The 13,805-nt window shown below is 74.6% G+C and carries 10 protein-coding genes and 2 pseudogenes; 5 read left to right on the top strand and 7 right to left on the bottom strand.

What is annotated here, in order from left to right; all coding sequences use genetic code 11:
- Nucleotides 1–39: 39 nt before the first annotated feature.
- The gene (locus ACFW6A_RS13440) at nucleotides 40–2,511 is read right to left on the bottom strand and encodes a glycoside hydrolase family 3 protein (RefSeq protein ID WP_386640665.1); all 2,472 of its coding nucleotides are present in this window, start codon (nucleotides 2,509–2,511) and stop codon (nucleotides 40–42) included.
- A 103-nt stretch (nucleotides 2,512–2,614) separates the two neighbouring features.
- Here ACFW6A_RS13440 and ACFW6A_RS13435 point away from each other — a divergent pair, with 103 nt between their 5' ends.
- Together ACFW6A_RS13435 and ACFW6A_RS13430 are read left to right on the top strand one after the other, a co-directional pair.
- Nucleotides 2,615–3,187, top strand: coding sequence for a TetR/AcrR family transcriptional regulator (locus ACFW6A_RS13435; RefSeq protein WP_351848992.1), 573 nt, complete (start codon nucleotides 2,615–2,617; stop codon nucleotides 3,185–3,187).
- 113 nt (nucleotides 3,188–3,300) lie between these two features.
- Nucleotides 3,301–4,017: a carbon-nitrogen hydrolase family protein gene (locus ACFW6A_RS13430; protein ID WP_351848994.1), complete on the top strand. Its 717-nt coding sequence runs from the start codon at nucleotides 3,301–3,303 to the stop codon at nucleotides 4,015–4,017.
- 196 nt (nucleotides 4,018–4,213) lie between these two features.
- Here ACFW6A_RS13430 and ACFW6A_RS13425 read toward each other — a convergent pair whose 3' ends face one another.
- On the bottom strand, nucleotides 4,214–6,403 hold the full coding sequence (locus ACFW6A_RS13425; protein ID WP_351848997.1) for a M4 family metallopeptidase: 2,190 nt from the start codon (nucleotides 6,401–6,403) through the stop codon (nucleotides 4,214–4,216).
- Nucleotides 6,404–6,540: 137 nt separating this feature from the next.
- Between ACFW6A_RS13425 and ACFW6A_RS13420 the strand changes: the two genes are divergently transcribed.
- Nucleotides 6,541–7,506: a LysR family transcriptional regulator gene (locus ACFW6A_RS13420; protein ID WP_351849000.1), complete on the top strand. Its 966-nt coding sequence runs from the start codon at nucleotides 6,541–6,543 to the stop codon at nucleotides 7,504–7,506.
- Between the two features lie 18 nt (nucleotides 7,507–7,524).
- Here the strand turns inward: ACFW6A_RS13420 and ACFW6A_RS13415 are convergent.
- The 4 genes and pseudogenes from ACFW6A_RS13415 to ACFW6A_RS13400 all read right to left on the bottom strand — a co-directional run.
- Nucleotides 7,525–7,947 (bottom strand): annotated as a pseudogene (locus ACFW6A_RS13415) (pectate lyase); the annotation flags it as partial.
- Between the two features lie 142 nt (nucleotides 7,948–8,089).
- The gene (locus tag ACFW6A_RS13410; RefSeq protein ID WP_351849002.1) at nucleotides 8,090–8,917 is read right to left on the bottom strand and encodes an EI24 domain-containing protein; all 828 of its coding nucleotides are present in this window, start codon (nucleotides 8,915–8,917) and stop codon (nucleotides 8,090–8,092) included.
- A gap of 108 nt (nucleotides 8,918–9,025) precedes the next feature.
- Nucleotides 9,026–9,448: an organic hydroperoxide resistance protein gene (locus tag ACFW6A_RS13405; RefSeq protein ID WP_351849005.1), complete on the bottom strand. Its 423-nt coding sequence runs from the start codon at nucleotides 9,446–9,448 to the stop codon at nucleotides 9,026–9,028.
- Nucleotides 9,449–9,512: 64 nt separating this feature from the next.
- Nucleotides 9,513–10,532, bottom strand: a complete 1,020-nt coding sequence (locus ACFW6A_RS13400; RefSeq protein WP_351849008.1) for an NADP-dependent oxidoreductase — start codon at nucleotides 10,530–10,532, stop codon at nucleotides 9,513–9,515.
- Nucleotides 10,533–10,629: 97 nt separating this feature from the next.
- Between ACFW6A_RS13400 and ACFW6A_RS13395 the strand changes: the two genes are divergently transcribed.
- A complete protein-coding gene (locus tag ACFW6A_RS13395) occupies nucleotides 10,630–11,064 on the top strand; it encodes a MarR family transcriptional regulator (RefSeq protein ID WP_351849010.1) in 435 nt (144 codons plus the stop codon).
- A 15-nt stretch (nucleotides 11,065–11,079) separates the two neighbouring features.
- Here the strand turns inward: ACFW6A_RS13395 and ACFW6A_RS13390 are convergent, their stop codons facing one another.
- A complete protein-coding gene (locus ACFW6A_RS13390; RefSeq protein WP_351849013.1) occupies nucleotides 11,080–12,114 on the bottom strand; it encodes a hypothetical protein in 1,035 nt (344 codons plus the stop codon).
- Nucleotides 12,115–12,649: 535 nt separating this feature from the next.
- Here ACFW6A_RS13390 and ACFW6A_RS13385 point away from each other — a divergent pair.
- Nucleotides 12,650–13,678: pseudogene (locus ACFW6A_RS13385) on the top strand (rod shape-determining protein); the annotation flags it as partial.
- Nucleotides 13,679–13,805: the final 127 nt, after the last annotated feature.

The following is a 13,805-nucleotide window of genomic DNA, read 5'->3' as shown; positions in this document are numbered from 1 at the left end:
CGGGCGTCAGGTCCGCCCCGGGGCCGGTCGCGGGGGCCCTTACCGCTCCACCGTGGTGGTGAGGCGGAGGTCGGCCAGCGAGTGGGCGGCGTGCAGCTCGTAGCGGCCGGGGACGACGGTCCAGGCGTTCCGGTCCTCGTCCCAGATCTCGAAGGCGCGGCGCGGAAGGGCGATCACGGCCTCGACGGTCTCGCCGGGCGCGGCCTCGACGCCGGCGAAGGCGGCGAGCCAGCGGGCCGGGCGTTCGACGGTGTCCCCGACCGGGGCGAGGTAGAGCTGGACGGTCTCGCGGCCGGGGCGGTCGCCGGTGTTGGTGAGGCGGACGGCGGCGGTCTCCGGGGTGGCCTCCAGGGAGTCGTACGACCAGGTGGTGTAGCCGAGGCCGTGGCCGAAGGGGTACGCGGGGACGGTGCCGGCCCTGTCCCAGGCGCGGTAGCCGACGAACAGGCCCTCGGCGTAGTCGAGGACGCCGTCGGTGGGGGTGACCTCGGTGACGGGGGCGTCGGCGAGGGCGGCGGGCCAGGTGGTGGGGAGGCGGCCGCCGGGCTCCTCGGCGCCGGTGAGGACGTCGGCGAGGGCGGCGCCGCCCTCCTGGCCGGGGAACCAGCCGAGGAGGACGGCGGCCACCTCGTCGCGCCAGGGCAGTTCGACCGGGGAGCCGGCGTTGACGACGACGACCGTGTTCGGGTTGGCGGCGGCGACGGCGCGGACGAGGTCGTCCTGGCGGCCGGGGAGGGCGAGGTCCTTGCGGTCGAAGCCCTCGGACTCCACGCGCTCGGTGGTGGCGACGACCACGACGGCGGTGTCGGCGGCGCGGGCGGCCTCGACGGCTTCGGCGATCAGTTCGTCGGGGTCCCGGCGGGGACCGAGGTGGACGAAGGAGAACATCACGGCGGGGAGCGGGGCGGCGAACTCCTTGGCGAGGGTGTGCCGGAGGGAGACCTGGACGGTCTCGCCTGCGGTGAGCTCGACGGTTCCGCGCTCGACCGGGGAGCCGAAGAAGGCCTCGAAGGGGTCGGTCTCGGGGCCCAGGGCCTGGACGCCGTCGAAGAGTTCGCGTCCGTCGACGGTGAGGGTGAAGGCGCCGAGGCCGCGGGTGCCGAAGGCGTGGGCGCCGGTCTCGCGCGGGGTGAAGGAGCCGGTGACCTCGATGGAGGCGAGGGCGTCGTGGGTGACGCCGGCCGGGAGGTCGTCGCCGATCCACTGGACCTGGCCGTTGGGCAGGGTGCCTTCGCCGAGGACGTTCCCGTCGGCGTCGCGGCAGATCGCGCGGAGGGTGAAGCCCTGGTCGGCGGGGGCGAGTTCCTCGCTGGGGTCGGCGCCGGTCACATAGGTCAGGGCGCCGTCGGGGAGGGCGGCGGTGAGGCCGTCGAGCGGGGAGACGACGTGCTCGGGGAAGACCTGGGCGGAGCCGCCGCCGAGGACGCGGGCGTCGCGGGCGGCGGCGCCGGAGAGGGCGACGGTGCCGGGCTTCAGCGGCAGCGCGCCGTTCTCGTTGCGGACGAGGACGAAGCCGCGGCGGGCGATCTCGCGGGCGAGGGCGTCGCCGTCGATCGCGGCGGGGTGCTCGGCGACGGCGGCGGGGGCTCCTTCGAGGGCGCCGACGCGGGCGGCGAGCCGGAGCACGTTCCGTACGGCGGCGTCGACGGCGGACTCCTCGACCTCGCCGGCCCGGACGGCGGCGGCGAGGCGTTCGCCGTAGACGGTGTCGGGGCCGGGCATGGCGACGTCGAGGCCGCCGGCGATGTCGCCGGTGGTGGAGCGGGCGGCCATCCAGTCGGAGACGTTGAAGCCGTCGAAGCCCCACTCGCCGCGCAGCACCTCGTCGACGAGGTGGCGGTGCTCGGTCATCGTCACGCCGTTGACCTGGTTGTAGGCGGTCATGACGCCCCAGGGGCGGGCGCCCTCGACGATCGCCTCGAAGGGGGCGAGGTAGAGCTCGCGGAGCGGGCGCGGGGCGATCCTGTTATCGACGGTGAAGCGGTCGGTCTCGGCGTCGTTGGCGACGAAGTGCTTGACGGTGGTGCCGACGCCGCCGTCCTGGACCCCCTGGACGTAGCCGGTGCCGATGGCTCCAGTGAGGTGGGGGTCCTCGCTGTACGCCTCGAAGTGGCGGCCGCCGAGCGGGGTGCGGTGCAGGTTGACCGTGGGGGCGAGGAGGACGTGGACGCCCTTGCGGCGGGCCTCCTGGGCGAGGAGCCGGCCGGCCCGGCGGGCGAGGGCGGGGTCCCAGGCGGCGGCGAGCGCGGTCGGCGACGGCAGCGCGACGGACGGGTCGTCGGCGGTCCAGCGGACGCCGCGGACGCCGATGGGCCCGTCGGACATCACGAGCGAGGCGAGGCCGATCTCCGGCAGGGCGGGCAGGGACCACATGTCCTGGCCGCCGAGCAGCCGGGTCTTGGCGTCCAGGTCGAGCCGGCCGAGGGCGGCCTCGACGGCCGCCTCGCGTGCCGCGTCCTCGTTCACGTCCGTCACGTCGGTACCTCCGCGTTGAAGTGGTGATGCGGCCATCATGGACCCGCCTACCTGTAGATCGGTAGGCAATGTAATCTTTTCGTTATTCATACGATGGCGTACGGTCCTGGGGAAAAGGACCTGCGGAAGGGGGCCGGCCATGGCACGGACCAGGAGCGAGGAACGCCGCGCGGAGATCCTGCGCGCCGCCCTGGAGGTGATCGCCGAGCGCGGCTACCGGGGCGCCACGCTCGGCTCCGTCGCCGAGCGCGTCGGCCTGACCCAGCAGGGCCTGCTGCACTACTTCCCCACCAAGGAGGCCCTGCTCGTCGCCGTCCTGGAGGAGCGCGACCGGTGGGACACCAGCGGCGGCCGGGACCGCGAGGGCTGGCGGCTCGACCTGCTCGAATCGCTCGTCGAGTACAACGCGATGCGGCCCGGGATCGTGCAGACCTTCTCCGCGCTGCTCGGCGAGAGCGTCACGGACGGCCATCCGGCGCGGGCCTTCTTCACCGAGCGGTACGCGCAGGTGCGGGCCAACATGGCGGACGTGCTGCGCCTGGAGTTCGGCGAGCGGCTGCCGGGCGGCCTCACCCCCGAGCGGGCGGCGCCGCTGCTCACCGCCGTGATGGACGGCCTCCAGTACCAGTGGCTGCTCGACCCGGCCTCGGTCGACATGCCGGGCGCCTTCCGGGACTTCCTGCGGCTGCTGGCGGGAGCCCCGGAGCGGTAGCCCGCGCCGGCGCGCACGGGGCGCCGGACGGGTGCGGGGCCGCGCGCGGCCCCGGTGCCCGCCGGTCCGGGCCGACGCGTCCAGGCCGGTGCGCGGCCTGCGAGGATGGGGGCATGCTGATCGCCGCCGCCCAGTTCGCCCCGGTCGCCGGGGACGTCGAGGCCAACGTCCGTACGATCTCCGCCCTCGTCCGGGAGGCCGGGGCCGCCGGCGCCCGGCTGGTCGTCTTCGCCGAGCTGTCGCTCACCGGGTACGAGCCCGCCCTGATCCGGAAGGACCCCTCGCTGGTCCTCGCCGAGGACGACCCGCGTCTCGCGCCGGTCCGCGCGGCCTGCCGGGCGGCGGGGGCGGCGGCCGTCGTCAACGGGCCGGTGCGCGGCGGGGGTCCGCTGCCCGGCCTGACCACGCTGGTGATCGGCCCGGACGGCACGACGCTCGCCCGCTACGACAAGCGGCACCTCTTCCACGGACCCGAGCGGGACACCTTCACGGCGGGCACGGCCGACGGGCGGTTCGCGCTCGACGGGACCCGGTTCGCGCTCGCCACCTGCTACGACAACCGCTTCCCCGAACTGGCCGGGCGGGCCGCCGCCGACGGTTGCTCGGTCTACCTGGCCAGCTCGATGCTGGAGGCCGCGAACGACTCCTTCGAGACCGTCTATCCGGCCCGGGCCCGGGACTTCGGCCTGTACGTGGTGCTCGGCAACTCCCTCGGCCCGAGCGAGGTGGGCGAGGGCGGCGGCCGGGCCGGGATCTGGGGCCCGGACGGCGGCCGGCTCGCCGACGCGGGCCCCGACGGGCCGGGCTTCGTCCTCGCCGAGGCGGGCTGAGCCCCGCCGGGCACGGCACCACCGGGCACGCGGAAGGGCCGGGCCGGCGGACGGCCGGGCACGCGGAAGGGCCGGGCCGCCGTGGGACTCCGGCGGCCCGGCCCGGGAGGGCGCCCGACGGAACCCCCGGTCCGCCGTGCGCCCTCCCGCCCGGGGCCGGGGCGTCAGGACCCCGCCCCCGGGCGCTCGTTTCCCCTTACGGGGCGCTCAGGCCCAGCGTGTAGGCGCCGGAACCGCTGTAGGCGTGCACGACGTAGCGGTAGTAGCCCGCGGTGCCGTAGTAGCTGGTGTCCTCGTCGGCGCCGGCGGTGCCGCCGACCGCCACGTCCGCCCAGCCCGCGCCGTTCCACTTCTGGAGGTAGAGGTCGTAGTCGGTGCCGGCCGGACCGCGCAGGCAGCCGACGTGGGTGCCGGCGCTCGCCGAGTAGTAGTACGAACCGTTCGGCTGGACGGCGGCCTGACCGGAGGCCAGGGTGCCCTGGTAGGTGTACTCGGTGGCGTCACAGCCGGTCGGCGGGGTCGTGCTGCCGACCGTCAGCTGGTAGGTGACGGTGTGCGTGGCGGAGCCCGTGCCGGTGACGGTGATCGGGTAGGTGCCGTTCGGGGTGCCCGCGGCGACCTTGACGGTCATCGTGGAGGAGCCGCCCGAGGTCACCGAGGTCGGGTAGAAGGAGACCGAGACGCCGCTGGGGGCGCCGCTCGCGGAGAGCTGGACGGTCTGCGCCGCGCCGCCGGTGGTGCTGGTGTTGACGGTGGAGGTCACCGAGGTGTCGGGCTGCGCCGAGCCCGAGGACGGGTTCAGGGAGAGGGAGAAGTCGGGGGTCGAGGTGCCGCCGCAGTCGGTCTCGCCGGACTGGGCGGGCACGCCGACCGCGTTCCAGGCCGCCTTCACCGCGTTGCACTCGGTGGCGCCGTAGGTGTTCTTGGCGGTGGTGAGGGTGGCGCGGCGGGCCGCGGGGTGGTTCCAGGAGGAGGTCTTCATCAGCAGGGCGCCCATGAAGATCTTGCCGGCCTTCTGGATGCCGATGCCGGTGACGGAGGACGGGCCGCCGGAACATATGGGGCTGCTGGGCTTGCCGCCGCCCGGGTTGGAGCCCTCGGCGAGCAGGTAGAACCAGTGGTTCTGCGGGCCGGCCGCCGCGTGCACCTCGGTGCCGGAGTTCAGCTGCGGGTAGCAGTTGGGGTCGCCGCCGACGAGCGAGGGGTTGTACATGTTCCGGATCGGCTTGCCGTCGCCGAAGAAGTTGACCTCCTCGCCGACCGTGTAGTCCGGGGTGTCGTTCGGGTTGTTGGCGTAGTGCTCGGTGAGCGCGCCGAAGATGTCGCCGGTCGACTCGTTCATGCCGCCGTTCTCGTTGGACGAGCCGGCGGAGCCCGGGGTGCGGTCGAAGATCTCGTGGCCGTACTCGTGGGCGACGACGTCGATGCCGGTGAGCTGGTTGGATCCGGTCTGGGCCCGGCCGTAGGTCGTCTTCGTGCCGTCGTAGTACGCGTTGACCTCGGAGAGCCCGGCACGGGCCGGGACCATGCCGCCCTGGCCGTTCTGGCCGTTGTAGCCGAACCACTCCTTGAGCATGGAGTGTTCCTTCTGGGCCGCGTACATGATGTCGACGCAGGCGGTGACGAGGTCGTTGGCGCCGCCGTTGCCCCACGGGGAGGAGCCCGTGTACGCGCTGCCGTTCTGGCCGCCGCACTTGAAGGCGCCGCGGCTGGTGTCGGTCATCGAGGAGGCGGCGGTGTCGATGGTGACGTTGCCGTTGTGGTAGCCGCGGCCCTCGGCGTGCATGACCTTGTCGGTGGCCTGGGCGACCTTGCCGGTGCGGGCGTCGACGTAGGTGTCGAGCGAGCTGGGCGCGTCCTTCGCGGTGCGGCCGACGACCAGGGTGTGCCAGGCGAGGACGGGCTTGCCCGCCTTGAGGAGCACGGTCAGTTCGGGGGTGCTCGCGCTCTCCACGGCGGCCAGCTGGGCGCGGGCGGTGGCGAGGGCCTTCTCCGCGGTCACCTTGGCGCCGGTGGAGATCCTGATGGCCGGAGCGGCGTTGCCGGTCACCTCGCGGACCTTGCCGGAGGAGTCCGAGAGGACGACGCCGTCGCCGCCGCCGTGGACCGGCAGGCCCTTGTACGTCCGCTGGTAGGCGGCGTAGTAGAGGCCGTTCGACCACGGGGTGACGGACGTCCGGACGAGGTCCTCGTCGGCGCCGTGCCGCAGCTCGTCGAGGCCGCTGGCGGCGGCGGAGTCGGCGGCCGCCAGGGCCAGGGACTTGCCGTGGCCCGGCGGGACCGGCTGCGCCTGGGGAGCGGCGGAGGCGGCGGAGGCGAGGGCGGTCGCGAGGCTCGCCGAGAGCGCCAGGGCGGCCACGGCCGCCGTGAGTCTGGTGGGGTGCAACGTCGTGCTCCGTTCACGGTGGGGGAGGGCGGATCGTCGCGCCGAGTATGGGCGTGGACATGGTCAGTCCGGGACATCTCATCCGGCATAAGACGCGGGTTATGGTGCACCGGTCCGGCGCTGCGTACGCTGCTGAAATGCAGCTGGAGTTGAGGCATCTCGAAGCCGTCTGCCGGATTGCGGAGGCGGGCAGTCTGGGGCGCGCGGCGCACCGGCTCGGCATCTCGCAGCCGGCGCTCTCCGCGCAGCTGCGGCGGATCGAGAGGGTCGCGGGCGGGGAGCTCTTCCTGCGCGGCCGGCGCGGGGTGGAGCCCACCCCGCTGGGCGAGTTCGTCCTCTCCAAGGCCCGTCTGGTGCTCGGCGAGATGGACGCGCTGGCCGCGGGCGCGCGGGCCGCCGACCCGGCCGCCCCGCTGCGGCTCGGCTGCATCCTGCTGGTCCTGGTGGACCGGCTGCTGGTCGGTCTCGAACAGGTCGTGGCGGGCCGGGAGATCGCGGTGACCGTCGAGCAGTCGGCGACGACGCTGACCCGGCAGCTCGGCGCGGGCCGCTACGACGCGGTGCTGTACGGCGAGGTCAACGACCACGAGGTGCCGCTGCCGCAGGGCACGACGGCCCGGACCCTGATCGCGAAGGAGCCCTTCTGCGTCCGCCTCTCGGCGGACCACCCGCTCGCCGGGAAGGAGCGGATCGCGCTGGCCGAGCTGGCGGGCGAGTCCTGGATGACGCTGGTCGAGGACGACGACGGCGGCCCCGAGGCGCTGGTCGCCGCCTGCGAGCGGGCCGGCTTCACCCCGTCGCTGCGGCACCGGGTCGCCGACCGGAAGATCCACTACGACCTGATCGCCTCGGGCCGCGCGATCTCGCTGAGCCAGCCCACCGCGCCGCCCACCGACGGGACCGTGCTGCGCCCCCTGGAAGGCGACCCGGTGACCGGGCGGATCCGGCTCGCCTGGAACCGCTCGGCGGTCTCCGCCCGCCACGCGGAACTGCTGTACCGTGCGGCGGCCGAGGCGTACCTGGCGGGCGTCGGCACCAACGCCTTCCACCAGGAGTGGTGGTCCGCCAGGCCGGAACTCCATCCGGTCCTGACGGAGGGGTGACCCGGCCGTACGGACCTGGTCGTACGTGACGTAGGAGGCCGTGTGGCGGCAGGTGGTGCCGTCGGGTCCGGCGCCGGTCCGGGTGGGCTCCTTGCCGGTGTTGTTGCCGGTGAAGCGGACGCGGGGCTCGATCTTCTTCTTGGCGTCGCCGTGGACGCGGACGTTCCGCAGCGAGGCGGCGTCGCCGTGGTTGGCGTTGACGCCGACGATCGACGCGCCGGGGGCGGTGACGTCGACGTCGTTGACAACGATCGTGCGCTCGTACTGCTTCTTGCAGTTGCCGCAGGAGCGGACGAGCTTGCCGAAGCCGGAGACCTGGAACCCGATCACGACGAGCTTGCCGGCGCCGTTGAACCGGGACACCCCGTCGGAGGCGCCGGGGGCGCCGCCGCCGTACACCGCGTGGCCGGTCTGGGCCGAGGCGGCCTTGAAGGTGGCGGACGTCGGCGGCCGCCTCAAGGCCGCCGGGCGGGCGGCGTGGTCGTGGCGAGGGCCGCGCCGGTGGTCCCGGGTGCGGCCGGACCGCCGACGAGCTCCCTGCGGCGGCCCGTCCTGCGCTGGTGCGACGTCATGGTCCTCCTCCTCAGTGGGGGAGGTGGCGCGCCCCCTGGTCGCCGCCCGGGGCGGAAAGGTCGCCGTCTTCCCGGTCGTTCTCCTCGCCGGTCCCGTCGCCCGTCTCGCCGCGCAGGTCGCGGACCATGAGGGTGGCGCCGGCGACGGCGCCGGGCATCAGGAAGACGGCCACGAAGGGGACGACGAAGACGAGGGCGAGCGGGACGCCGAAGCCGAGCGCGGCCCCGCGCCGGCCGCGCAGCAGCGCCAGGCGCTCCTTGAGCTCCACGCCCCGGCGCTGGAGGGCGACCGCGGTCAGTTCCTCGGTGAGGAAGAAGCCGGAGACGCAGAAGCCGAGGGCGGGGACGACGGTCTGGCCGACGACGGGGATGAAGCCGCACGCGAAGAGGAGCACGGCGTAGAAGGCGACCCGGAGGACCACCCGGAGGCTGTCGCGGGCGGAGACCAGCAGTTCGCGCCAGAGCGGCAGGCCGGACTCGGGTACCTCGCCGCCCTGGCTGCGGTCGACGTCCTCGGAGAGGGTCTCGTAGAAGGGCTGGCCGATGAGGAGGGTGACGGCGGTGAAGGTGACGACGGCGAGGAAGACGCTGAAGCCGACGAGGAGGGCCGTCATGGCGTTGCGGAAGATGTCGCGCCACAGGGCGGACCAGTCGTCGGCGACGGGGGTCGCCCAGGCCACCAGCTCGGTCGCGTTGAAGGCGAGGACGCCGAGCGCGGTGACGTAGAGGACGAGCGCCACCAAGCCGGGCAGCAGCCCGAAGCCGAACCGTCGTCCGTGCCGTGCCACCCACTTCTGGCCCTGGACCAGATAACCGAAACCCACCCCGAAATCACGCATGGGCGCAGCCTAGCGGGGTGGATCACCGGCTCCGTACGTGCGTGCGGGCCGCACCCCGGTCGGTCGGGGTGCGGCCCGCACGGGTCCGCGTGGTGCCTGGCCGGTGGCTCAGACCGCGAGCTCGACCGTGATGTTGCCGCGGGTCGCCTTGGAGTACGGGCAGACCTGGTGGGCCTTCTCGATCAGGCTCTTGGCGGTCTCGGCGTCCACGTTCGGGATGGAGGCCGAGATCTTGACGATGATGCCGAAGCCGTCGTCGTTCTTGCCGATGCCGACCTCGGCGGTGACCGTCGAGCCGGAGACGTCCGCGTTCTCGTTCCGCGCGACGACGCCGAGGGCGCCCTGGAAGCAGGCGCTGTAGCCGGCCGCGAAGAGCTGCTCGGGGTTGGTGCCGTCGCCGGAGCCGCCCATGGCCTTCGGCGGGTTGACGACGACGTCGAGCTTGCCGTCGTCGGTGGCGACGCGGCCGTCACGGCCGTTCTCCGCGGTGGCGACGGCGGTGTAGAGGACGTCGGAGTGCTGGATGGACATGCTGGTTTCTACCTTCTTCTCCCCGCCTCGACTCGCGCCCACGATCGCGACGGCTGAGGGCAGACTACCGGTCGAGCGAGACGATCATCTTTCCGGTGTTGTCGCCGCGGAGCAGACCGAGGAAGGCGTCCACCCCGTTCTCGATCCCCTCGACGGTGGTCTCGCGGTACTTCAGCTCGCCGGAGCGGAGCTTGGCGCCGACCTCCTCGACGAACTTCTGCTGGAGGCCGTAGTGGTCGCCGACCAGGACGCCCTGGAGGCGGAGCCGCTTGCCGATGATCAGCGCCATGTTCCGCGGGCCGGGGACCGGCTCGGTGTCGTTGTACTGCGCGATCATGCCGCAGAGGGCGGCGCGGCCGTGCACGTTGAGCGAGGAGATCGCGGCCTCCAGGTGGTCGCCGCCCACGTTGTCGAAGTAGACGTCGATGCCGTCCGGGGCGGCCTCGCGGAGCTGGTCGCGGACCGGGCCGTTCCGGTAGTTGAAGGCGGCGTCGAAGCCGAGCTCCTCGACCAGCCACTTCACCTTCTCGTCGGAGCCGGCCGAGCCGATCACCCGGGCGGCGCCGCCCAGCTTGGCGAGCTGGCCGACCTGGCTGCCGACCGCGCCGGCCGCGCCGGAGACGAAGACGGTGTCGCCCTCCTTGAAGGAGGCGGTCTCGAAGAGGCCGGCGTAGGCGGTCAGGCCGGGCATGCCGAGCACGCCGAGGTAGGTGGAGAGCGGGGCGAGCTCCGGGTCCACCTTGGTGGCGTGCTGGGCGGGCACGGAGGCGTACTCGCGCCAGCCGAGGCCGTGCAGGACGTGGTCGCCCTCGGCGAACCCCTCCGCGTTCGACGCGACGACGACGCCGACCGCGCCGCCGTCCATCGGGTGGTCCAGCTTGAAGGGCGGGACGTAGGACTTCACGTCGTTCATCCGGCCGCGCATGTAGGGGTCGACCGAGAAGTGGAGGTTCCGCACCAGGATCCGGCCCTCGGCGGGCGCCTCGACCGGCACCTCGCGCAGGGCGAAGTCGGTGGGCGCGGGCCAGCCGTGCGGGCGGGCGACGAGGTGCCATTCACGGCTGGTGGCGGGAAGAGCGGTCATGAGGGGGCCTCCGGGACTCCGGCAAAAGCTTCACTTGATGAAACAACCATGCGCCTGAATATTTCATGTTGTCAAGCATCGGAGTAGCATGGTGCCCATGCCCACCTCACACGGCGACCCCGTGACCCTCGAAGTCGTCGAGCTCATCGGCACGGTCGTGGCGCGCTACCACCAGGAGTACGAGGAGGCCGCCGCGGCCCACTCCCTCACCGGCGCGCAGGCCCGCGTCCTCGGGCTGCTCGCCCTGGAGCCCACGCCGATGCGGAAGATCGCCGAGAAGCTCAAGTGCGAGCCCTCCAACGTCACGGGGATCATCGACCGCCTGGAGTCCCGGGGGCTGGTCGAGCGGCGCCCCGACCCGGCCGACCGCCGGGTCAAGCTGGCCGCGCCCACCGACGAGGGCCGGGACACCGCCCGCCGCCTGCGCGACGCGCTGCACTTCGCGCGCGAGCCGCTCGGCGGCCTGACCGACGTCGAGCGCACCCTCCTGCGCGACCTGCTGCGCCGGATGCTCGGCGCGGACCCGGCCTGACCCGAGAGGAACGGCCTAGACGCACCACCACAGGAAGCGGGTGCAGGTCTCCGAGGGCTCCGGGGTCGGCGTCGCCGCGGTCGGGCGGGAGCTCGACGGGGCGGACGGGCTCGTGCCGCCCGGGGACGGGGCGGTGGGCGAGCCGGAAGCGCTCGGCGTGGCCCCCTGGCCCTCGCCCTGCGGGCCCGCGGTGGCCTCCGGCGCGCTCGGCGCCGGGGAGGAGGGGGCGGTGGCGGACGGCCGGCCGGTGGGCGCGGTGCCCTCGCCCGCCCCCGTACCGGACCCCGTCCCCGTCTCCGCGCCGGATCCCGTCCCCGAGCCCGTGGCCGTGCCGGAGCCGCCGCCGGTTCCCCGCCCGGGGCGGGAGGCGGCCGTGGCGGCCGGGCCGGAGCCGCCGGGGCCCGTCCCGATCCGGCGGGGGCGGCCGGTCGGGGTGGCCGGGCCCGCCGAGCCCTCGCCCGCCCGGTCGCCGTCCCCCGCCGCCTCGCCGCCGGGGCTCCGGGTCGGCAGCGCGGGCGGCAGCGGGGCCTCGGTGACCTCCAGCTCCTCCACCGCGTTCGCGGGCCCCTTCTCCTCCGGCTCGTCGAACGCCGCCTTGGCCAGCCCCAGCGACCCGGCCGCCAGGACCAGCCCCAGCGCGCTCAGCGCGACCGTCCGGCCGCGCCCGGCCCGGCCCCGCTTCCGGCGCCGGGCGGCGGCACGGCCCGCCGCCCGCCCGGCCGCCCGCCCCGGCGGGGGCACCACCAGGTCCAGCTCGTAGACGTGCTCGGGCGCGAGGGGCTCGGGCGGGGCGGACGCCTCCGGGTCCGGCTCGTACGAAGCGGGGGCGGCGGAGCCGTCGTACGCGGCGGCGTACGGGTCCTGCGCGTACGGGTCCGCCGCGTACGACGGGTCGGTCGTGTACGGCTCCGGTGCCTCGGCGCCCTCGTGAGGCGCGGGGGGAGGCGGGGCGTGGGGGGTGTCGTACCGCAGCCGTTCGACGGGAGTCCCGCACCCGGCACAGGCGAGGGCCCCGTTGAGATGCCGCCGGCACGCGTGGCAGTAGTCCATGGGGCTCGCAGGCTAGGACGCCCGGCGCGGCCCCGGGGAGGCGGGGACGTGAGGATCTTGTGAGGAAACCGCAGGTGGACACCGTGGCGCCGCGATTCTCCCGGTTCGCCTCCCCGGCTCCCCCGGCACCCCCGGCACCGGTGCCGCCCCCTCCACCAACCCCGGCCGCCGACGCCCCACCGGCCCCACCGGCCCCACCGCCCGCCCGACGCCCGCCCCGCGGCCGCCCGCCGCCGCGGCGGCGCGCCGTCCACCGCACCACCCGCCGCGCCGTCCGCCGCACCGCCCACCACACCGCCCGGCGCACCGTCCACCGCACCACCCATCACACCGCCCGGCGCGCCGTCCACCGCACCGTCCACCGCACCACCCACCGCACCGCCCGGCGCACCACCCACCGCACCGGACGCCCCGCGCCGGGCCCCGGGCGGCGCAGCCCAGCGCGCGCGGCGGGCCCGGCGGTCGCACGATGCCAACAGGAAACCCGAACCGCGACACCTCGCCCGTGTCAGCACCGCACCCCGGAGGATCCGCCGTGACCGTCAGCCTGGAGCAACTGCGCCGTTGCCATGTCGCCGTCGACCTGGGTGCCGCCCGCACCCGGGTCTTCGTCAAGGGAGCCGGGCTCGTCGTCGACGAGCCGAGCGTCGCCGCCGTCAACACCCGCACCGGAGCGCTGATCGCGGTCGGCGCGCTCGCCGAGAAGATGACCGGCCGCACCCCCGACTACATCCGGGTCGTCCGCCCGGTCTCCGGCGGCACGGTCGTCGACATCGAGATGGCCCAGCGGATGCTCCGCCACCTGCTCGGCGAGAAGCTGCGCCGGCAGCTCCGCCGCAAACCCCGCCTCCGCGCCGCCGCCTGCACCCCGCACGACAGCGACCCGCTCGCCCAGCGGGCCGCCGTGGAGACCCTGGTAGGGCTCGGGGCGCGCCGGGTGGAGCTGGTGGACACGCTGATCGCGGCGGCCGTGGGCTGCGGCCTGCCGGTGGAGCAGCCGACCGCGACCATGATCATGGTGTGCGGGGCGGCGACGACGCAGGTCGCGGTGCTCTCGCTCGGCGCGATCGTGACGGCCGAGCGGATCCCGGTCGGCGGCGACGCCATCGACCACGCGATCATCCAGCACCTGCGCCACCACCACGAGCTGATGCTGCCGAGCCAGTCGGTGCGCCCCCTCCAGCTCGCGCTGAGCGGCAACGGCCTCACCCCGCACGGTCCGGCCTCCACCGAGATCCACGGCCGGGACGTGGCCACCGGTCTGGCCCGTTCGGTCACCGTCGACACGGCCGCCGTGCGCGAGGCGATCCACACCCCGCTGACGGCGGTGCTCGACGGCATCGGGAAGGTGCTGCGGGACTGCCCGCCGGACCTGGTGGCCGACCTCGCCGACCGCGGGATCATGATGGTCGGCGGCAGCGCCCTGCTCCCGGGCCTCGACCAGATGCTGCGGGACGCCACCGGGATGCCGGTGCACATCGCCGAACGCCCCGACGTCTGCGCCGTCCTGGGCCTCGGCGCGATGCTGGAGGGCAAGGTCCAGCCGATGGTCCTCGACCCGCTGGGCGACCACCGCGGCCTGGCCGACGACCGGGACGGCGACCGCAAGCGGGACCGCGACCACGACCGCGCGTACGCCGACGACCTGCCCGAGTGACGCCCCGGCCGAGCGGCGATCGGGCCGAGCACCG

The organism is Streptomyces sp. NPDC058758, from assembly GCF_042746075.1.
Taxonomy (GTDB): domain Bacteria; phylum Actinomycetota; class Actinomycetes; order Streptomycetales; family Streptomycetaceae; genus Streptomyces.
This window is presented reverse-complemented; position numbering and strand designations above follow the sequence as displayed.